Raw genomic sequence first — 19,601 nt, forward strand, 5'->3', positions numbered from 1 at the left:
TGTGAGGATCACAACCTACCGGTTGGTTGAATATCTTTTCAAGGCTTAGTAAGCATCATAATTCCTGAGTTGACCCGTTGTCATTGACGGAACGATGAGTTGATTCGTAGTCTACCTAATAGTCGGTTGGGAACTGGGAAGGTGAGGTGGCGATGACGCCGTCCGAGCGGGGGAACCTGTCGCGGTTCTCCGAAGACGCCGAGCAGTGGCTCCGTGAGGCCGTGCCCGAACGGTGGCGAACGCAGCGGAGCTCGCTGTCGCCCGAGGAGATCACCGCAGTGCGCCGCGAGTGGGACAAGCAGCTCCACCGGGGCGGGTACGCCGGTCTGTCGCTGCCGCGGGAGTACGGCGGACAGGGGGTGGGGCTGGCTGAGGAAGTCGCCTTCCACGAACTCGCGGCCCGCGCACATGCGCCTGAGGGATTCGGGCGGATCGGCAAGATCCTCACCGCGCCTACATTGATCGTGCACGGGACCCCTGAGCAACAAGCACGGTTCCTGCCCGGGATCCTGTCCGGTGAGCAGATCTGGTGCCAGGGCTTTTCCGAGCCGGGCGCCGGATCGGACCTGGCCAGCGTCTCCACCACGGCGCGGCGCGATGGGAATGGCTATCGGGTCACCGGCCAGAAGATCTGGACCAGCTTCGCCGACGTCGCCGACCGCAGCCTGTTCCTGGCCAGGACGGACCCCGACGCCCCGCGCTACCGCAACCTGTCGATGCTTCTGCTGGACATGAAGCAGCCCGGCGTGACCGTGCGCCCGATCAAGCAGATTTCCGGCACCTCCCATTTCGCGGAGGTCTTCTTCGAGGACGTGTGGGTCGCCGACCACGACCGGCTCGGCGGTGAGGGTGAGGGCTGGAAGGTCGCGATGACCGTGCTGCAGAACGAGCGCGGCGCGATCGAGGGCATCACGCGATATGTCGAGATGCGCGGTGACATGGACCTGCTGCTGCGCTGCTGCGCGGCCAGGGTCGGGCGCACGCTCGATACCGAGGACTTCGACGTCCGGCTCGAGCTGGTCCGGTGGCAGGTGAGCAAGGCCGTCGAACTGGTAGACGACCCTGTGGCCTTCGCCCGTGCCTCTTCGGTCCTGAAGCTGACCTGGAGCGAGCTCTGGCAGCAGATGACCCAACTCGCGATCGAGACATCCTGTCCGGAGCACCGCGCCCACTGGCGCCACCAGTACTTGGAGACCCGGGCGTCGTCGATCTACTCCGGTTCGTCGGAGATCCAGCGCAACATCATGGCCGAGCGCGTGCTCGGCCTGCCGAAGTGAGGTGCCATGACACAGTTGATCGCAGGCAAGATCGGTGCCCTGGCTGCCGAGGGCATCCGGGACCTGCTGACTCGCTCGCTCGCCGGTGAACCGATCGCCCGTTACACCGAAGAAGACCTGCTGGGCTGGAAAACCCTGCGGGACGGCGGATGGGACGAGATCGGCGTACCCGAGGAGGCCGGCGGCGCTGGCGCGTCGTTGCGTGACCTGGTCGAGGTCGCGATGGTGTGGGGCGAGTTCTGCGTCCCGCTGCCGCTCGTGGTCTCACTGGCCGCGAAACGGTGGTCCACCACGGCTCGTGAGCACCGCGGTCCGGTCACTGTGTCGGTGTTCTCGCCCGGCGTCGGCCCGCTGGCTCCGTACGGGAACGAGCCCGGGATCCGCGTCCTGGCCAGGCGTGACGGCTTCCTGTCCGCCACCGGTGGTGTCACCGACTCGTTCCCGCTGACCCTGCGCCCGACGCAGGTGGGGGAGACGACCGTCTTCGACCCCGTTGCCTCGCGTGAGCTCGCGGTCCTGTGGGCCGCCGAGAGTGTTGGGGCAGCGAAACGGTGCCTTCGTGACGCAGTGGAATACGCCAAGGGGCGCAAGCAGTTTGGCGTACCCATCGGGGGCTTCCAAGCCATCAAGCACCGCGCCGCGCACATGCTCGAACTGACCGAGCGCGCGGAGACCGCGGTGCTGTGGGCAGCCGCCGATGACTTCCGAGAAGGCGTCGAATCGATCAGCACCCGCCGCCTGACTCTGCACGCCCTGGCCACCGCGCGTGAGGTCATCGAGAGCGCCATCCAAATCCACGGTGGTATGGGATTCACCTGGGAAATGGGCGTGCACGTGTACCTGCGACACGTGATCGCCCTGCGAGAGCTAGTGCAGGGCCTGTTCCAAGAGTAGTAGCCCGCCACCCGGTGCCCGCGCTCGCGGGTACCGGGTGGGACGGATTTCTTCGGCACAGTCCCGGAAACGACGACGGGGAGTGCTACACCGCTCGGCGGAGCACTCCCCGGTTGTCCGGCAGCAGGAATCAGCCGTAGTCGTGGTACTCGACGAGCAGTCCGTCGCGCACGGTCATGAACGTGCCCAGGTCGAGGCTCACGGTCTCGCCCGCAGCGGCCCAGCCCGGCACGTCTGCCATGGCCTTGCCTCCCCAAGTGTGCTCGACGAAGACCCGGTCGCCGGAGGTAGCGATGCTGCGGCGGTTGCTGAACGCCTTGCCGGGGAAGAGCTCCCCGTAGGTCTCGAGCAGCTTCCGAGCGGCATCCTTGCCCTGCACGTCGACGCCGCGGTTGTGGTGGACGAACCGAACGTCCTCCGACAGGAGGGCGGTGATCCGGTCGAGGTCGCCGCTGTTGTAGGAGTCGATGAAGTTGTCGGCGAACTCGAGTGGGCCAACCTTGTTCGAAGTGGTCATGCGTACTCCTCGGAGTCGGCGGGAGGACACCCGCCTGGGGGGAGACGGACGGCTGGAGGACGTCAGACTCGCGGGCGGGATTGGACCCCCGCGCTGGAGTCCGACGCTCGGAAATTAGCAAAACATCCGGTAGGTAGGCAAGCTATGTCGACCGCAAAAAAGCTGAGAACGCCAGGTTGACTAGGTGTCAAGCCCTGGATATGCTCGCCAAAACAGTCGGTTGGTTGGTGTAAATCCTGTCCGGCTTCGTATCGCTAGGCTTCCCTCGCATGACGGAAGCACGTACACAATCGGCAAAGGAGCTACCCGTGCACGCTGCTGTGTTCCAGACCCCGTTCATGCCGCCTACGCGCTCGGCGCGCGAGGTGTTCAAATGGGCGGTCGATCGGGCGACGGTTGCCGACCAGGTCGGCTGCACCGAGTACTGGGTCGGCGAGCACGCGACTCAGTCCTGGGAATGCCTCCCGAACCCGGAGATGGTGCTGTCGGCCTGTGCGCTCAACACCGAGAACATCATCCTGGCTCCCGGTGCGCACCTCCTGCCGTATCACAACCCCGCGTCGCTGGCGATCCAGATCGCCTGGCTGACGCAGGTGCTCGAGGGGCGGTACATCCTCGGGGTCGGCGCGGGCGCCTACCCCGCGGACGGGACGCTGCGTGGTTTTACAGACCTGTCGGACAACCACAAGATGCTCTCCGAGGCCATCGAAATCATGGAGCGGATCTGGAAGGGGGAACCCTTCCACCACGAGGGCGAGTTCTTCAAGGCCGGTTTCCCGGAGGAGGACCCGAACCACCCGTTCCGCAACGTGCTGCCGCATGGTGGGAAGGTGCGGATGGGCGTCACCGGCCTCAGCGCCAACTCGCCGTCGATCCGCTTTGCCGGCGCGCACGGCTACCTGCCGCTGTCGGTGTACTCGGGCGTCCCCTTCGTCAAGAACCACTGGAAGATCTACTCCGACGCCGCGGCACAGGCCGGTCGCCCGGCCGAACGCGAGGATCACCACGTGGTGCGCGACGTGTTCGTCGCAGAGACCGACGCCGAGGCCAAGCGTCTGGCCAAGGAGGGTGGCATGGGCAAGGCGTGGACCGAGTACCTGCTGCCGGTCTACAAGCAGTTCGGGATCATCGACGGCCTGGCCGAGGGAACCGGTGTGAACTCGGCCGACATCGATCTTGACTTCCTCGCCGAGCACGTGTGGATCTGCGGTAGCCCGGACACCGTCGCGGCGAAGTTCGAGGAGTTCCAGGAGAACGTCGGCGGCTTCGGCACCATCATGATCTACGACTACGACTACATGGACGACCCGTCGCCGTGGAACGAGTCGCTGCGGCTGCTCGCGCAGGAGGTTGCTCCCCGCGTGAAGCTGCCCAGTGCGGCGGTGAGCTGACAATGCCGGAGCGGCAGGGGCGCTCGCGGATGCTGTGAGCGCCCCTGCCGCCGTCAGTCCGCTTTCGCCTGAGCGGCGGGTGGGGCGGGGTTGCACAGCGACGCGAGCGTCATGTCGGTGTAAATGCCGGCGACCTCCTCCGGGGAGTACAGGCCGTCCGGTCGGTACCACGTGGGGATGCTGTTCAGTGCGCCCACGATCAGCTGTGCGGCGACACGGGGGTCGATTTCGGCGCGGATCCGCTCCTCGGTGCGCGCCTTGTCGATCAGCGACCGGATGAACGTGTGGAACTCCCTGCCCTGGCCGCGGACCTCGTCGAGACGGTCGCCGGTGAGCCATTTGCCCTCGTTGAAGTAGATGCTGACCCGCTCGATGTTGGTGAGGTACCACACCGCGGTCGCGTGCAGGAATGCGCGTAGCTGGTCCAGTGGATTGTCGGCGGCGTCGAGAGACTTCTGCATGATCACCGAGGACTGCTGGTGCGACTCCACGCAGATGCGCGCGAGCAGATCCTCCTTGGAGGATATGTAGTGATACAGGCTCCCTTTCAGGACTCCGACGATGTCGGCGACATCCTGAAGCGACGCGGCGGCGTAGCCCTTTCGGTGGAAGACCTGGATCGCCGCGGCGAGGATCTCCGGTTCCCGGTTGCGCCGGTCGGTCGTCCTGGCCTTGGATTTCGTCGCCATTCTCGTCCCCTCGTGTCGCCTTCGTCGATGATCGTCGCGAAGCCTCTTCGGTTACGTCCCTGCCGACCACAATACAACCAACCGGATTTGTTGAACAAACAGGTGTGCCATCCAATCGACGTGTCGTCTTCTGTTTGTCACCAGCGAATACATGGTGGACGTTGATAGACAACCAGCTGTTTGGTAGATTTCTGGGGCTCGTTCCCGTCACGTCCGTCTCGCCAGCGTGGCGCGCGACCGAATCCTGCGCGGTCAAAGGAGACATCCGTGAGCAGTCCGACCATCGAATTCGTGGACCAGACGCTGCGTGACGGCCAGCAGAGCCTGTGGGGTCTGCGCATGCGCGCCTACCAGGCCGCGGACGCCTTGCCGCACCTGGATCGCACCGGGTTCCGGGTCGTCGACCTGACGGGCCCCGGGATGTTCACGGTGCTGCTGCGTGAGTTCAAGGACGACCCGTGGGCCTCGACCGACTTCCTCGTGCGGAACCTCCCGAACAACGTTCTGCGCGCGGGCATGCGCACCACCGCCGTGATCGGGTTCGCGATGGCGCCCGACGCGATCGTCGACCTGTGGGTGCGGACCCTGATCAAGCACGGCGTGACTAGCTTCTGGATCTACGACTGCCTCTACGACATGTCGACGATGCGCCGGCTGGCGAAGGTGATCTACGAGTCCGGTGGCCAAGCCGTGCCCGCGATCATGTACGGGTTGACCGGTGTGCACGACGACGCGTTCTTCGCCGCGAGGGCCAAGGAGATGGCGAGCTGGGAAGGCGTGGAGACGATCTACGTCGAGGACGCTCCCGGCGTGCTCACCCCCGAGCGCGCCCGCACGCTGCTCCCGGCGATCCGGGAGGCCACCGGCACAATCCCGCTCGAGCTGCACTGCCACGCCTCCACGGGCCTGGCGCAGCACAACTACATCGAGGGCGTCAAAGCCGGGTTCACGATCCTGCACACCGCGTCCCGGCCGATGGCCAACGGGCCCTCGCTGCCAAGCACCGAGGGCATGCTCCCGATCCTGGACACGATGGGCTACTCGCACGGCCTCGACGTGGACCAGCTGCCACCGGTGGAGGAGAACTTCATCTGGGCCGCGCGTGACGCAGGGTTCGAGCCCGGGACCCCCGCCGAGTACGACCCGCGGATCTACCAGCACCAGCTTCCGGGCGGTATGACCGGGACACTGAAAAATCAGCTGGCCACCCACGGGATGGCCCACCGGCTGGACGATGTGCTGGACGAGATCCCCAGGGTCCGCGAGGAGCTGGGGCACCCGATCATGGCGACGCCGTTCTCCCAGTTCGTGGGCATCCAGGCTGTCCTCAACATCGTCACCGGTGACCGCTACCGGCTGGTCCCGGACGAGGTCGTGCACTACGCGCTGGAGCACTACGGCCCGTTGGCGGCTCCGCTGGACCCGGACGTCCAGGACAGGATCCTCGCGAGCGACCGTGCGCAGAAGCTCGCGGACTGGGTGCGCCCACAGCCATCGATCGAGGAGATCCGGAGCAAGTTCCCCCTCGGCATCTCCGACGAGGAATTGCTGCTGCGCTACCTCACCTCGGACGAGGAGGTCGACGCCATGAAGACGGCAGGCCCGATCAGAACGGACCCCCGGCGCTCGGCGAATTCGATCGTCGGGGAGCTGGTCGACCTCATAGCGGAGGAGAGTTCGGTGACTTCACTGCACGTGACGCGGCCGGGAATGGAGATCCGGCTTGGACGAAAGGGAAACGTGCGATGAGCGAACCGGCCTACGACGCGCTGCCCGAACTCGGAACTCTCGGCGTCCCCCACGCGTGGGATGTGTTGCCGGCGTCGCTGGGCACCTTGTCCCGTCTGTCCCCGGATGAGGTTGTGCACGCGGCCGGCCTGGTGCGGACCGGTGAGGTCGTGCCGCTCAACCTGAGCCTGGACGCTTTCGACCCGCCCCTGTTCGGCCGTGCCGCGGTGACGCACGAGGTGTTTCCGCACGACCGCAACACCTTCGAGGACACCCTCGGCTCCTTCAATCCGCAGGCGTCGTCGCAGTGGGACGGGCTCGGCCACGTCCGCGCTCGCGAGCACGGCTGGTTCGGCGGAACAACCGACCAAGCCGAGGTGAGGGAGCGGCTGGGCATGCACCACTGGGCCGCGCGCGGCATCGTCGGCCGGGGTGTGCTCCTCGACATCGCCGCGCACTGGGAGCGGGCCGGAGTGCCGCACGACCCCTTCGGAGGTGATCCCGTAACCGCCGAGGACCTGGCTGCGGTCGCCGCCGAGGCAGGCATAGAACTCCGCCGGGGCGATATCCTCTGCCTGCGGTTCGGCTGGACTGCCGAGTACCGGCGGCGCGCGGCCGCGGGCGACGACATGCCCTCGGCCGTGAAGGCATGGTCGGGCCTGTCGGGCGCCGAATCCACCGCACGTTTCCTGTGGGACAACGGCATCGCTGCGGTTGCCGCGGACAATCCGGCCGTCGAACGCGGGCCGGGCACCCGCGAGGACGGCTCGCTGCACCGCAGGCTCATTCCTGCCCTCGGCTTCGCACTGGCAGAGCTGCTCGACTTCGAAGCGCTGGCCGCGAGCTGCGCGCGCCAGGGACGCGCCGACTTCCTCTTCGTCGGGGTGCCGCTCCCGATCAGCGGCGGTGTCAGCTCACCGGCGAACGCGATCGCGCTTCTCTGAACAGTCCATATTGGATCGTCCGCCCATCTCAAAGGCGAGAGGCGAATACCAGGCATGTCCACGGAATTCACGGTTTCCGAACCCGGTAGCACCGCGGCCGGTACCAGCAGTGCCCCGGCTGAACAGACCCTGCACCGCGCGCGGCGCGCGGCCATCGCGGGCGGCGTCGGCACCTTCGTCGAGGGATACGACTTCAGCTCGTACGGATACCTTTCGGTGTTCATCGCACCGCTGTACTTCCCGAACGGAGATCCGGTCGTCTCCCTGCTGCTCGCCCTGGTCGTGTTCGCCACGGCTTACGTGGCCAGGCCACTGGGAGGGATCGCGTTCGGCCTCATCGGAGATCGGGTCGACCGCGGCAAGGTGCTCGTCGCCACGATCCTCTGCATGGGCGTCGCCACCACGCTGCTCGGCCTGCTACCCACCCACGCGACGATCGGTGTCGCCGCCACGGTGCTGCTGATCGTGCTTCGGCTGGGCCAGGGGTTTTCGGTGGGTGCGGAGGTCGCTGGTGCGGCCACGTTCGTCTCGGAAGCCGCACCGAATGGGGTCAAGAGCCGCTTTGGCGCGTTCAACCCAGCAGGAGCGACGCTCGGCTTCGGGGTGGCGGCGGCCGTGGCCGGGTTGGTGTCCTCCCTCACCACTGCCGAGCAGATGGCCCATTGGGGCTGGCGGATCCCGTTCCTGCTTGCCCTGCCGCTGACGCTGGTGTGCTTCGCCATCCGGCGGCGGATCACCTCCGAGGCGCATCCCGTCGAGCAGACGGACAAGAGGACCCCGCTGCTCGACGTCGTGCGGTTAGGGTGGCTGCCGATCCTCAAGAATGCAGGGTTGTCGGCCGCGGTCAACGGCACCGCCTACTTCGGACTGACCTACGTCAGCATCCACCTTATCCAGCGACTCGGGTACCCCAAGACCGGCGTGTACTGGGTGACGACGGCCGTCGTGGTGATCACCGCGCTGCTCATGATCCCGGTCGGCAGGCTCGGCGACCGGTGGGGCCTGCCTCGGCTGGGTGCTGTCGGGCTGGCCGGCTATCTCGTGGTGACCTGGGCGGGCATGTGGTTGATGGGGCAGGGCAACCTCGCTCTAGCGGGCCTGGCGTTCTTGGTGATCATGGCCAATCGTTCCTGCAGGTCACCGGGTACTCACTCTCGCCGGAGCTGTATCCGCGCGCCATTCGTTTTACCGGCATGTCGCTGGGCTGGAACATCGGCGTGATCGTCGCGGGAGGAACGGCGCCGGTGGTCTGTGTCTGGCTGGTCGAGGCGACCGGCAGCGCACTCGCTCCCGCCTTCTTCGTCATGGCCGCCGCCGCGATCGGACTCGTCGCCCTGGCCGCGATCGCGGCCGGACCGCGGCCGGGCCGGACCGGCGAATAGACCACATCGGACAGAAAGGGAACCCACGTGCGTGACGCCGTGATCGTCGAGGCCGTGCGGACGGCCATCGCCAAGCGAAATAGCGCCCTGGCGCCGGTTCATCCCGTCGACCTCTCGGCCCACGTCCTCGAGGCGCTGGCCGACCGGTCGGGAGTCGATCCGGCCCTCGTCGAAGACGTGGTCTGGGGCTGCGTCTCCCAGATCGGTGAGCAGACCTTCGACATCGCCCGCAACGCCGTCCTCGCCGCTGGCTGGCCGGAGACCGTGCCCGGCTGCACCGTCGACCGGCAGTGCGGCTCGTCGCAGCAGTCGATCCACTCGGTGGCGGCCGGGCTCGTCGCCGACCAGTACGACGTCGCCGTGGCCGGCGGCGTCGAGTCGATGACCCGCATCCCGATGGGATCCTCCACCAACGGCATGGACCCGCTCGGGTCGCGTTTCGCGCGCCGGTTCGACGGTGTGGTGCCGAACCAGGGGATCGGTGCGGAGATGATCGCGCAGCGGTGGGGTTTCTCGCGCACCGCGCTCGACGAGTTCGCGCTGCGCAGCCATGAGCGTGCGGCCGCGGCGCAGGACAGCGGGTTGTTCATCGACGAGATCGCCCCGATCCGCGCCGACAGCACGCTCTTTGCCCAGGATCAGGGGATCCGCCGGGGCGGCACTGTCGAGAAGCTCGCAGAGCTGAAGCCGGCCTTCCGCCCGGACGGTGTGATCACCGCGGGCAACGCTTCACAGATCTCCGATGGCGCCGCCGCCTTGTTGATGACGACGTCGGAGAAGGCAAAGGAGCTGGGTCTGCGCCCGCTCGCCCGGGTCCACACAGCGGTGTTGGCGGGTTCGGACCCGGTCATCATGCTGACCGGTCCGATCCCGGCGACGGAGAAGGCTCTGCGGCGGTCCGGCCTGGGAGTCACCGACATCGGAGCGTTCGAGGTCAACGAGGCCTTTGCCTCGGTGCCGATGGCGTGGCTCGCCGAAACCGGTGCTGACGACAAGCTCGTCAATCCTTGCGGTGGCGCCATCGCCCTCGGCCATCCGCTGGGCGGCTCCGGGGCGCGCATCGCCACGACGCTGCTGCACCACATGCGCCGGGAGGGCATCCGGTATGGGCTGCAGACCATGTGCGAAGGAGGTGGTCAGGCCAACGCGACGATCTTCGAGCTGCTGTGACCGCTTGGGGCAGCTCGCCACGCTCGAACGGCCGCGGTGGCCGTTCGAAGTCGCACTGGCCACCCGGTAGGAGCCGGACCAGACCTACACCGACGGGCCGCGACAAGGCGGAGGCGCTCACGGCGTTCTCCGGGCGCCGGGCTCCGTCTGAAAGACATCCCAGGAGCTTGAATGTCAAGCAGCAGTCTTCTCGACGCGGTGCGACCACGCGGTGGTCTCGTTGTAGAGGGTGCGGGTTTTGAGGCAGCCGTGCAGGATGCCCACGAGGCGGTTGGCGAGCTGGCGCAGGGCAGGGTTGTGCCCGGCGCCGCGTGCTCGGAGTTGGTCGTAGTAGGCGCGGGCGCCGGGCGAGGCGTTCAGCGCGGCGAACGCCTGAGTCATCAACGCGTCGATGAGCCGGTCGTTGTGCACGAACCTGGCCAGCACGGCCTTTTTCTTCCCGGAGGCGCGGGTGATCGGGCTGGTCGCGGCGTAGTTCTTGCGGCACTTCGCGGTGGCGAAGCGGTCGGGGTCGTCCCCGAACTCGGCGAGCACCCGGGCACCGAGGATCGGTCCCAGACCGGGCTGGGACAGGATGATCTCAGCGTCCGGGTGTCGGCCAAAATGCGCCTGCACCTGCTTTTCCAACTCTTTGACCTGCTCGCGCAGGGTGGTCAGCACCGCCACAGCGGCCCGGGTCGTGGCCGCGTAGGCCGCCGTGACCACCGCGGGCTGGCCCAGGTGGTCCGCGCGCAGCACAGCCTGGATCGCCGCGGCCTTGGTGTCGACGTCCCGGCCGCGGGCCCGTTTCAGCGCCGCACGGATCTGGTTGAGAGACAGCCGGGCGGCAGCGTCCGGGTCGGGTGCTTTGCCCAGCAGTTCCAGGGTGTCGCCGGCGTCGAGGTCGGTGAAGGCCTCCACCGCCGCGGGGAAGTAGTCCCGCAGGGCGTGGCGCAGGCGTTGGGTATGGCGGGTGCGTTCCCAGATCAGGGTCTTATGGGCTCGCGCGACGACCTTGACCGCCTCGGCCTGATCGGTATCACCGGCCACCGGCCGCAACTGATAGGAGTCGGTGCACACCATGTCGGCCAGCGTGAGCGCGTCGGCAGCATCACTTTTCGCGCCGGAAACCCCGTGGCGTTCCCGATAACGGGCCACCGACAACGGGTTGACCGCGAACACCGTGTACCCGGCGGCGATCAACGCCTGAACCCAGGGACCACGGTCGGTCTCGATACCGACTATCACCTCCACATCCTCGGCATCCTGGCCAAGCTGTTCACCGATCATCGCGTGCAGTCGGGCCATGCCCGCCACACCTTCGGGCAGCCGGGCCTTCGCCAGCCGCCGGCCCTTCGCATCCATCAACTCGACGTCGTGATGCGACTCCGCCCAGTCGTCTCCTACGAACAGCACCTGTTCTCCCGTCCTCGATCACCACCACCGGCAGCCCGCGGGAGAACTCTCAGCGACCTAATGAATCAGTGCTCACACCACAAACCCGTGGGCACGACATCCCATCAGCGATCAACTCTCCCGGCCCACCGCAGGGGCACGCTCTTTCATCAGGACTCAAACGTCCGGGAAAACAAAGTGCTCACCTGCCGGCGGCTACCAGACCCGAGTCTGCCGGACGGCCGACTCACGACTCATTAGGACACTGACCCATGGAACCGATGAGACTTGACGGCCAGGTAGCGGTCGTCACCGGCGCCGGACGCGGGCTCGGGAACGCCTACGCCCGCCTGCTCGCCGAGCGTGGCGCGAAAGTCGTGGTGAACCGGATCCGCCCCGGCACCGAAGCGCAACGCCCGTCGCCGAGGAAACCGTGGAAGTGATCAACCGCGCCGGGGGCTTCGCGGTCGCCGATACCTCCGACATCGGGACGACCTCCGGCGCCCAGGCCGTCGTGGAGACTGCGCTCGACACGTACGGCCGCCTCGACATCGTGGTCAACAACGCCGGGGTGGTGCAGTTCCACTCTTTCGCCGACTACCCGGACGACGAATTCGAGCGGATGGTCGACATCCACCTGCGCGGCGCGTGGCATGTCAACCGGGCCGCGTGGCCGCACCTCGCCGCGAAGAACTACGGGCGCATCGTCAACACTGTCTCGCGCGGTGCGTTCTTCGGCGACCCGCACGGTGCGGCTGTCGAGGGAGGCCAGGTCGGCATCGCAGTGAACGCCATATCGCCGACCGCGTGGACCCCGCTCTACGCCAGCGCCCCGATGTCAGCCCGCAGCGGCGGGCAGAGCTGGAACGGGACTTCCGGACGGACCAGGTGGCGCGGAACCGGCACCGTGACCCTCCGGTCTGGGCCATATGACCCGGCTGGCCCGATCCCGGTACTGGATGTCCTGGGCGCGGCATACCAGGCCCACGAACTGGTGGCGACTTGCGTGCCAGCAGCCGAGGTGTCAGCAGATCAGTTTCTGCTGAACCGGCCAGCGCCCCGGTGCAGGGTGGTGACGCGGACCACGACTTCAACGAGGTGGACATGGACGCATTCCTTGTCCACGTCTAGATCGTTGGGTCCGCGGACACCGTGGCGGAGAAACGCGGAGCCATCCGTGACGGAACAGGCGGCTGGGGAACCACGATGAGAACGAATTCGAAAGGAACTGCCGTCATGGGGCGTGTAGAAGGAAAAGTCGCATTCATCACGGGTGCTGCCCGAGGTCAAGGCCGCAGCCACGCGATCAGGCTCGCGGAAGAGGGCGCGGACATCATCGCGATCGACATCTGTGCCCCGGTAGAGAGCGTCAGCTATGCAATGCCCGCACCCGAAGATCTCGACGTGACCGTGCGCGAGGTGGAAAAGCGCGGACGGAAGGCCCTGAGCCGTGTCGTGGACGTGCGCGATCAGGCCGCGCTGCGTGAGGTCGTGGCCGACGGTGTCGCCCAGTTCGGGCGGCTCGACATCGTCGTGGCCAACGCGGGAATCCTGGCCATCGCCGTCGAGGAGCCCACCGACCCGGGCCATCGGCAGAAGGTGTGGCAGACGACGCTGGACATCAACATCGGCGGAGCGTGGAACACTATGGAGGCGGCTGCGCCCGCAATGGTGGAGGCGGGCAACGGTGGCGCGATCGTATTCACCTGCTCCACGCAGGGGCTGAAGTTCGCTGCCAACAACGACCTGAGCCTGACTTCGTACACGGTCGCCAAACACGGCATGGTCGGTCTCATGCGGTGCACGGCGGCCGACCTCGCGCAGCACTCGATACGGGTCAACAGCGTGCACCCCACCGGAGTCAACACGCCCATGGTCACCAACGCGGTCATGGGGCAGTACGCGGAGAAGCACCCTCGTCTCGGAGAACTGATGGGCAATCTCCTCCCGGTCGGCGTGGTCGAGCCCGAGGACATCAGCGAGGCAGTGCTGTACCTGGTCTCCGAATCGGGCCGCTACGTCACCGGCGTTGCCCTGCCGGTCGACGCTGGCCATCTCATCAAGTGACCGGTCAGGGGAGGCGTTGACACGCACGGCATACCGCGAAACCGGGCAGCCCTTGGGCGACCCGGTTTCCTTAGAGGGCATTTGATCTCTATTTAGGCTATTATACCCATTTTGCGTGGATCGTTTCGCCAGGTTTGGGTGGATTCTCCGGCCAGCGAGCGGCTCATTATGTTAGTCATCGCCCAGAGGGTCATCGTGCGTGAACGCCGGGGCAGGGCCTCATAGTCGCGCACGAGTCGGCGGTGTTGCATCAGCCAGCCCAGGGTGCGCTCCACTACCCAACGACGGGGTAACACGTGAAATCCCTTGGAAGTAGGGCGTTTGACGACATCGACCTCGATATCTCGTTGTGCACCATGAGATATGACGGACGTGTTGTAGCCGCCATCTACCCACGTCTTCGACACGCTTGGATGCTCATCAGCCAGATGATCCAGAACTTGTTTTCCGCCAGCGGAATCCTGCACCGACGCAGCAGTGATGATCACAACAAGCAAGAGCCCCAACACATCGGTGGCGATGTGCCGCTTCCTCCCCTTGATCGTTCCGTCGCCGAGCCGCCACCCTCGAAGCCCTGCGCGTCGATCGTCAACTCGACGAAGCCCTCACCCACGGCCCCGACCCTCTCCACCTGGCCGCCGTGTTCGGGCTCGACGAGACCACCGCCATCCGATACAGCGCCGCCGCCCGTAATCTCCTGCACAGCGCCCACCACGACACCTTGGGTTGAGCACGAACCCAAGGGTCCAACCGCCCCACACAGCCCGAACACCCTTGGGTTCCCGCTGAGAATCCCTCAGTTCGCCTGAACTCCGGGCAGAGCGGGAGACCCCCTCCCGAACCCGGCGTACTGATCTCTCAGTACCGGGCTCTCCACGTGTAAACATTCAGCCGGTGCACTGTGCGTAGTGCCAGCGGTGCTGGCGTAGCGGTCTGTGACTGCTGGGGCTGTGTGGTTTCTGTGTCGGCGTGTCGCTGGCTGATCTTCTGGTTCGGAACTGCTGTGATGCTGGGGTGCCTGTGCCCGAGGAGATGACCCGTGACGAGTTGATCGAGCTCGTGGGTGAGCAGGGCGCGCGGATCACGGCGCTAGGCGAGCAGATCGCGGTGCGAGACCGGCAGATCACAGTGATGGCCACGCAGATGGCCGGGTTGGCGGAGGTCAACGAGACGCTGGGCGAGAGACTGGCGAAGCTGGAGCATGTGCTGTCCCGGAATAGCAAGAATTCGTCATCTGCTCCGTCCAAAGACGACGGCCCGGGCAGGACACCGCCTCCGGCGAAGGCGAAACGCGGCGGCGCGTCGAAGCGGAAGGGCAAGCAGCCCGGGACTCCGGGGGCGAACCTGGCCTGGACCGATTCCCTGGGTCGCTGGTGTTGTCGCGGCAGTGCTGATGCAGGGCACGCATCCTCGTGAGGTCAGTCAGCCCGTTCCATTGGGGAGGGGCGAACTGTTTTATGGTGGTGGTGTCCGCATCGGTGAACAGCAGTCGGCAGTGTGCGCACTTCCCTTTTTGGCGGCGAAGCAGGATCGCCGTCCTGCTCGTCGTCAGCGGGTGGTCGCGCAGCCTGTTGGCCCAGTAGACCAGGTTCCCGTCATAAGGGCTGGCGTGGCCGCGCACCTTCACATGGCGCTTGATGGGAATGTCCGCATGTACAGCGAGCCGCGGACCGTCCAGAGTGGCGAACTCCAGACGGCCTTGATCGCGTCGTCGCCAATACTTCGCGAATACCCATCCCGCGCTCTTCTTCGGGTGACGGCGGCCGGCCCAGTGCAGCAACGTCGAGAACAATCGGTAGTCACAGGAGGCGAAGACCTTCTTGGCGACCACCGTGCGGTAATACATCGACCAACCCCGGATCACCGGGTTGAGCGCGCTGATCAGCGCCTCGTGCGGCGCTGTCTTCCGCGCTCGGACGATGTCCCGCATGGCTCGATGATGCCGCTTGACGGCATCCTTACTAGGCTTGATCAGCGTCTTGACCACGGGCTGTTTCCGCCCGTCACTACCTGGCCGATGTTCCTTGGTCACGTAGCGACGGATGTGGAAACCCAGAAACTCGAAACCGGCTGGCCCATCGAGGGCAAGCCGGGTGTGAGTGATCCGGGTCTTGGCCGCTTTCAGCCGCAACCCGATCCCGCTTAACCATTCCTCCGCGATGTGCTGGGCCTTCTCGATCCCCGCACGGGTTGGATGCAGGACCACGAAGTCGTCGGCATAGACCACGACCTGAGGTCGGTCTCGGCTGCCGAACGCTGAGGTGATCACTGTTTCCAGACCGTGCAGGGCGATCAACGCCAGCAACGGTGAAATGACCCCACCTTGCGGGCTGCCCCGCCAGGTAGCCTCCAGAGCCTTGCCCTCCATGACCCCAGCGGTGAGCCATCCCTTGATCAGACGACGCAACTGGGGGAACGTGGCGAATTTGGCCAGGAGTGGTTCATGCGCGATGTTGTCGAAACATCCGGCGATGTCTGCATCCAGGACGGACTTGTCCTTCTTACAGGTCGCATCGAAGATCGCCGCAATCGCATCATGCGCCGAACGGGCCGGGCGGAAACCCTAGCTGTTCGGCTCAAACCTGGCTTCCCACTCGGGGTCCAGCGCCAGCTTCGCCAGTGCTTGAAGTGCCCGATCCAGCATGACGGGAATACCCAGCGGGCGCTTCTCCGCCTTGCCGGGCTTGGGAATCCAGACCCGACGCACGGGTCTCGGTTTGATCGTCTCCGGACGCCGCAGGCGATCCACAAGTAGCCAGCGCTGGTCGGGCGGGACGGAAGCCACTCCGTCGATCCCGGCCGTGTGCTTGCCCTGGTTGTCCTGCGTCACCCGGCGCACCGCCAGACAGCGAGCGGCTTCCGATTTCATCAACAAGCGTTGCAAACTACGAACTACCGCCACGTCGCCACGACACGAGGCTCGGAAGATGCGCTTTTGCAGGCGGTACACCGTGGTCTCCAGCTTCCGCCAGGGAACCGATGCCCAGTCTCCGATCGACCGCCCGTCACCGGGACGGCCGTCGTTTCCGTTTCTCCCCACTACTCACACCCCTTTCCTTCCACATGACCGTGCCCGCGTCGGCCTATCGTGGGCGTTACCCCACGCGTTCGCTTCTCGGGCAATCCCTCCCCATACCGGCATGCGGCCTGGTCGCCTACTCACCAAACCCGGTGAGAGCCTGCACGGGGTTACTCCGTTCCGAATCGTCCGTTTGACGCTGCCCGTAGGTCCGCACTGTCTGCCGGGCCACCATGGCGGATGCACGGGCGGACACCGATGGACCTATCCGCCCCGATGGACCATGCCCTTGCGGGCCAGACCCGTTACCTCGCGTGGGTCTGATGCTGCTAACGACAGTTCGGGCGTGTGTTCGTCTCCTGACCATAGGCGGCCTGCTAGAGGCGTCCCGGACGTCGAGGTCGCCGGTTATCCCCGTCACATCCCTGCTTCCACAGCCTTGATAACCAGTCGCAGCCATGAGGACGTCGCTTTTCCTCCATGCACCATGAGGAGCCGGGATCGCACCGGCCATCGGACAATTCAGTTGTAACCAGGACAATCTGCCCTGGCCCCTTCCATCCCCCGCCAGCGGCGGTTTCGGAAGAACGGATCACAGCCAGCGGTGCAATTTGGTCTGCATCCTCCGTACCGCGAAATAAGCCGAATCAGGATCCGGCCACGTCACGGCGCTGGTATTCACCGGCGCGTCTTCGGGCATTGCTTCCCTTCCTTGACTGACACGCTGCCGCCCTTTCCCATGTACGCGGCTCTCCCGCGCTCGGAGTACTACGACGGCTCCGTCCCATCCACGCCTTCAGCCGGCGTCGCACCTATCCCCGCCCCAGCCTCCGTGGACGGGAGGAAGGCAGGGAACGTACGCGGATGGTTCCCACGTTCACTGTTGTCCGGTCGACGGGTTAGGCATCCGGCTCTACCCCTGCGGCATCGCCATCGGCTACGCCGTAGACAATTCACCGTGGCCTCCGGGCCCAGACTTCTGAGATCCAGCCCGGAGTTGCCCGCCCGCGAAAAAAGCGGAACGGGTGCGCACCGCGAACCAGCCCGAATCCACCGGGTTAGAGCTGGCGGGCTCTCAAGAGGCGTAACAACACCGGTTTCTCGCGTATACCTTCCCGTCTCGCTCACCGCGCCCGGCCCATCCGGCAGTGCTGAACCGACGCGACTTTGTCGAGGCTGCTCCTGCCCTCCCCGGCGACCCCCGGATCGGGCTGCCTCCAGCTTCACCCCACCGCTACGACGGCGAGGAGATGGACGGTTTCTCACCTCCATCCGAAAAAACAACAGCGCCTCGTGGCGCACCAGAAACGTGCCCACAGTGGACGGTGCCCGGATCCCGCCGAACAGCCTCGGCGTCGCCCCATGCCGGATCACTCCGAGATCATCAATACTGTCGGCGCCGGTGAGCATCCCGGCCACGATCGAAGCGACCTTCACACCGGCGTTCGCGCCCACCGATCCCGGCAGCCGCACACGCTCGGAGACCACCTCATGCAACCCCCGCACGTTCGGCCAACCGCATCACCGGAACCAGCCCCGCCGACGCCACCAGATTCGCATCATCGAACACCGCACTCACCCGCGCGGCACTATGAGAAGATCTCACCTACGAGATGCCCTTCCAACTCCTGTTGATCGATCCCTAGACAAGATCAATCATCCCAGGCCAGAAGGGCATCCGCCCTCTCAGCGCCGAACCGTTACCCAAGATCAACAATGGATCCAGGCTTAGGCTTTTCCGGCCGTATGGACCACCCCGGGTTTGTTGGAGGCCGTTGGTTCTGGAAAGGATGAACGGCATGGCAGCAGCGAGGAAGTACCCGGTGGAGTTGAAGGAGCGCGCGGTGGGGATGGTGCGTGATCTGGAGCGGGAGCTGGGTCCGGGGCGTGGGGCGATCGCGCGGGTGGCCCAGCAGTTGGGGGTCAATCCGGAGGCGTTGCGGTACTGGTTACGTCAGGACGATCAGGGGCGGCGGCCCTCGGGCGAGCGGGTGGCGGGCTCGATGTCGGAGGCTGACGCGCGGATCGCTGAATTGGAGCGGGAGAACCGCGAGCTTCGCCGGGCGAACGAGATCCTGAAAGCGGCCTCTGCTTTTTTCGCACGGGAACTGGACCCTCGACCGCCGAGATAGCCGGGTTCGTCGATACCTACAGCGGCGAATTCGGTGTCGCCCCGGTGTGTGAGGTGATCGGGTTTGCGGTCTCGACGTATTACGCGACGAAGAAACGTCAGGAGCAGCCGTCGGATCGCCGGTTGCGGGATGAGGAACTGATCCCGGAGATCCGGGCGGTCTGGGAACAGCAGGGCAAAGGCATGTACGGAGCCCGGAAAGTGTGGAAACAGCTCTTACGCGAGGGGGTGAAGGTGGCGCGGTGCACGGTTGAGAGACTGATGCGTGCCGAAGGCATGACCGGGGTCGTGGCCACACGGCACCGGCCGCGGACGACGATCCCCGGCAGTGCGGACACCAGGCCGCGTGACCTGGTGGAACGAGATTTCAGGGCGCCGGCGCCGAACCAGCTGTGGGTCACCGATGTGACCTATGTGGACATTCTCGATGGCGATTTCTGCTATACCGCTTTCGTGACGGATGTGTTTTCCCGTGCGATCGTGGGCTGGCAGGTGTCGGACAACCTGAGAACCGAGCTTGCGCTAGACGCGCTCGATATGGCATTGTGGTCCCGGAGAGAGCATCTCAGTAAAGCATTGGTGCATCACAGCGATCGAGGTGTTCAATACACCTCGATCCGTTACGGGAAACGGCTTGCCGACGCCGGGATCGAACGATCTGTTGGCAGTACGGGCGATTCCTACGACAATGCGCTGGCAGAGTCGGTCAACGCTCTCTACAAAAAGGAACTCATCGGCCGGAACGGCCCATGGAAAAACGCTGCCGAGGTCACCTTGGCGACCGCGGAATGGGTTTACTGGTATAATCATGAACGGTTGCACTCCTGGTGCGGCGACAGGCCACCGATGGAGTTCGAGCAAGCCTTCTGGCAACGCAGACACGTGCAGCCCCCGACAGCGGCATAGCCCCACGAGACAGATGATCAGGTCTCCACAAAACCCGGGGCGGTCCAGTACGTCAGAGGATGGCGGCAGGGCGTGGAAACTGCGGTACCCGCTACTCCTGCCTTGCGTAGCG

Annotated in this window: 19 protein-coding genes and 1 pseudogene; 13 read left to right on the plus strand and 7 right to left on the minus strand. The window is 65.7% G+C overall.

The annotated features are described in order from the left end of the window. The first annotated feature begins 152 nt into the window (after positions 1-152). Complete coding sequence (locus FDZ84_RS27990; RefSeq protein ID WP_168588311.1) at positions 153-1,277, plus strand: acyl-CoA dehydrogenase family protein; 1,125 nt, start codon at positions 153-155, stop codon at positions 1,275-1,277. 6 nt (positions 1,278-1,283) lie between these two features. Beyond that, complete coding sequence (locus tag FDZ84_RS27995; RefSeq protein WP_168588312.1) at positions 1,284-2,171, plus strand: acyl-CoA dehydrogenase; 888 nt, start codon at positions 1,284-1,286, stop codon at positions 2,169-2,171. A gap of 130 nt (positions 2,172-2,301) precedes the next feature. On the opposite strand, the gene FDZ84_RS28000 is transcribed toward FDZ84_RS27995, so the two are convergent. Then, positions 2,302-2,688 (minus strand): nuclear transport factor 2 family protein, encoded by a 387-nt coding sequence (locus FDZ84_RS28000; protein WP_168588313.1) that lies wholly within the window; start codon positions 2,686-2,688, stop codon positions 2,302-2,304. Positions 2,689-2,996: 308 nt separating this feature from the next. Between FDZ84_RS28000 and FDZ84_RS28005 the strand changes: the two genes are divergently transcribed. Further along, positions 2,997-4,079, plus strand: coding sequence for an LLM class flavin-dependent oxidoreductase (locus FDZ84_RS28005; protein ID WP_168588314.1), 1,083 nt, complete (start codon positions 2,997-2,999; stop codon positions 4,077-4,079). Between the two features lie 53 nt (positions 4,080-4,132). Here the strand turns inward: FDZ84_RS28005 and FDZ84_RS28010 are convergent, their stop codons facing one another. Further along, positions 4,133-4,768, minus strand: a complete 636-nt coding sequence (locus tag FDZ84_RS28010; protein WP_168588315.1) for a TetR/AcrR family transcriptional regulator — start codon at positions 4,766-4,768, stop codon at positions 4,133-4,135. A gap of 267 nt (positions 4,769-5,035) precedes the next feature. On the opposite strand from FDZ84_RS28010, the gene FDZ84_RS28015 reads away from it, so the two are divergent. Genes FDZ84_RS28015 through FDZ84_RS28030 form a run of 5 tightly spaced genes read left to right on the plus strand, consistent with a single transcriptional unit; the run spans position 5,036 to position 9,992 of the window. Continuing rightward, a complete protein-coding gene (locus tag FDZ84_RS28015; RefSeq protein ID WP_168588316.1) occupies positions 5,036-6,517 on the plus strand; it encodes a carboxyltransferase in 1,482 nt (493 codons plus the stop codon). After that, positions 6,514-7,440: a cyclase family protein gene (locus tag FDZ84_RS28020; protein ID WP_168588317.1), complete on the plus strand. Its 927-nt coding sequence runs from the start codon at positions 6,514-6,516 to the stop codon at positions 7,438-7,440. Before FDZ84_RS28015 ends, FDZ84_RS28020 begins: the two co-directional genes overlap by 4 nt. Positions 7,441-7,494: 54 nt before the next feature. After that, entirely contained in the window at positions 7,495-8,661 is a 1,167-nt protein-coding gene (locus tag FDZ84_RS28025) for an MFS transporter (protein WP_210435152.1), read from the plus strand. A gap of 23 nt (positions 8,662-8,684) precedes the next feature. After that, positions 8,685-8,822: a hypothetical protein gene (locus FDZ84_RS38095; RefSeq protein ID WP_210435153.1), complete on the plus strand. Its 138-nt coding sequence runs from the start codon at positions 8,685-8,687 to the stop codon at positions 8,820-8,822. 27 nt (positions 8,823-8,849) lie between these two features. Beyond that, the gene (locus FDZ84_RS28030) at positions 8,850-9,992 is read left to right on the plus strand and encodes a thiolase family protein (RefSeq protein ID WP_168588318.1); all 1,143 of its coding nucleotides are present in this window, start codon (positions 8,850-8,852) and stop codon (positions 9,990-9,992) included. A 174-nt stretch (positions 9,993-10,166) separates the two neighbouring features. Here FDZ84_RS28030 and FDZ84_RS28035 read toward each other — a convergent pair whose 3' ends face one another. Beyond that, positions 10,167-11,387 (minus strand): IS110 family transposase, encoded by a 1,221-nt coding sequence (locus tag FDZ84_RS28035; RefSeq protein WP_168588319.1) that lies wholly within the window; start codon positions 11,385-11,387, stop codon positions 10,167-10,169. Positions 11,388-11,638: 251 nt separating this feature from the next. Between FDZ84_RS28035 and FDZ84_RS40145 the strand changes: the two genes are divergently transcribed. From FDZ84_RS40145 to FDZ84_RS28050, 3 genes are read left to right on the plus strand one after another with little or no spacing between them, the layout of a single operon-like run. Then, positions 11,639-11,809, plus strand: a complete 171-nt coding sequence (locus FDZ84_RS40145; RefSeq protein ID WP_168588320.1) for an SDR family NAD(P)-dependent oxidoreductase — start codon at positions 11,639-11,641, stop codon at positions 11,807-11,809. Beyond that, entirely contained in the window at positions 11,800-12,576 is a 777-nt protein-coding gene (locus FDZ84_RS28045; RefSeq protein WP_168588321.1) for an SDR family NAD(P)-dependent oxidoreductase, read from the plus strand. Before FDZ84_RS40145 ends, FDZ84_RS28045 begins: the two co-directional genes overlap by 10 nt. A gap of 26 nt (positions 12,577-12,602) precedes the next feature. Continuing rightward, complete coding sequence (locus FDZ84_RS28050) at positions 12,603-13,433, plus strand: mycofactocin-coupled SDR family oxidoreductase (RefSeq protein ID WP_168588322.1); 831 nt, start codon at positions 12,603-12,605, stop codon at positions 13,431-13,433. Positions 13,434-13,525: 92 nt separating this feature from the next. Here FDZ84_RS28050 and FDZ84_RS28055 read toward each other — a convergent pair whose 3' ends face one another. Next, positions 13,526-13,975: a transposase gene (locus FDZ84_RS28055; protein ID WP_168590402.1), complete on the minus strand. Its 450-nt coding sequence runs from the start codon at positions 13,973-13,975 to the stop codon at positions 13,526-13,528. Further along, positions 13,918-14,145, minus strand: a complete 228-nt coding sequence (locus FDZ84_RS28060) for a hypothetical protein (protein ID WP_168588323.1) — start codon at positions 14,143-14,145, stop codon at positions 13,918-13,920. The genes FDZ84_RS28055 and FDZ84_RS28060 overlap by 58 nt, the downstream gene beginning before the upstream one ends. A 431-nt stretch (positions 14,146-14,576) precedes the next feature. Here FDZ84_RS28060 and FDZ84_RS41095 point away from each other — a divergent pair, with 431 nt between their 5' ends. Beyond that, entirely contained in the window at positions 14,577-14,849 is a 273-nt protein-coding gene (locus tag FDZ84_RS41095) for a DUF6444 domain-containing protein (RefSeq protein ID WP_371812922.1), read from the plus strand. A 310-nt stretch (positions 14,850-15,159) separates the two neighbouring features. On the opposite strand, the pseudogene FDZ84_RS41100 reads toward FDZ84_RS41095, so the two are convergent. Together FDZ84_RS41100 and FDZ84_RS28070 are read right to left on the minus strand one after the other, a co-directional pair. After that, a pseudogene (locus FDZ84_RS41100) lies at positions 15,160-15,984 on the minus strand (reverse transcriptase domain-containing protein); the annotation flags it as partial. 12 nt (positions 15,985-15,996) lie between these two features. Continuing rightward, on the minus strand, positions 15,997-16,473 hold the full coding sequence (locus FDZ84_RS28070) for a reverse transcriptase N-terminal domain-containing protein (protein WP_168588325.1): 477 nt from the start codon (positions 16,471-16,473) through the stop codon (positions 15,997-15,999). A 1,769-nt stretch (positions 16,474-18,242) separates the two neighbouring features. Between FDZ84_RS28070 and FDZ84_RS28075 the strand changes: the two genes are divergently transcribed. Next, positions 18,243-19,489, plus strand: a protein-coding gene (locus FDZ84_RS28075) for an IS3 family transposase (protein ID WP_371812682.1) whose coding sequence is annotated in 2 segments (ribosomal slippage) — positions 18,243-18,549 and positions 18,549-19,489 — 1,248 coding nt in all. Because the reading frame shifts where the segments join, the coding sequence is not laid out codon by codon here. Positions 19,490-19,601 lie beyond the last annotated feature (112 nt).

Source organism: Saccharopolyspora sp. ASAGF58 (assembly GCF_012277335.1).
Lineage (GTDB): Bacteria > Actinomycetota > Actinomycetes > Mycobacteriales > Pseudonocardiaceae > Saccharopolyspora > Saccharopolyspora hattusasensis.

Excerpts from the sequence above, each read along its gene's own strand:
- FDZ84_RS27990 (WP_168588311.1), top strand. The coding sequence starts at position 153 with ATGACGCCGTCCGAGCGGGGGAACCTGTCGCGGTTCTCCGAAGACGCC.
- FDZ84_RS27995 (WP_168588312.1), top strand. The coding sequence starts at position 1,284 with ATGACACAGTTGATCGCAGGCAAGATCGGTGCCCTGGCTGCCGAGGGC.
- FDZ84_RS28000 (WP_168588313.1), bottom strand. The coding sequence starts at position 2,688 with ATGACCACTTCGAACAAGGTTGGCCCACTCGAGTTCGCCGACAACTTC.
- FDZ84_RS28010 (WP_168588315.1), bottom strand. The coding sequence starts at position 4,768 with ATGGCGACGAAATCCAAGGCCAGGACGACCGACCGGCGCAACCGGGAA.
- FDZ84_RS28020 (WP_168588317.1), top strand. The coding sequence starts at position 6,514 with ATGAGCGAACCGGCCTACGACGCGCTGCCCGAACTCGGAACTCTCGGC.
- FDZ84_RS28025 (WP_210435152.1), top strand. The coding sequence starts at position 7,495 with ATGTCCACGGAATTCACGGTTTCCGAACCCGGTAGCACCGCGGCCGGT.
- FDZ84_RS40145 (WP_168588320.1), top strand. The coding sequence starts at position 11,639 with ATGGAACCGATGAGACTTGACGGCCAGGTAGCGGTCGTCACCGGCGCC.
- FDZ84_RS28050 (WP_168588322.1), top strand. The coding sequence starts at position 12,603 with ATGGGGCGTGTAGAAGGAAAAGTCGCATTCATCACGGGTGCTGCCCGA.
- FDZ84_RS41095 (WP_371812922.1), top strand. The coding sequence starts at position 14,577 with ATGGCCGGGTTGGCGGAGGTCAACGAGACGCTGGGCGAGAGACTGGCG.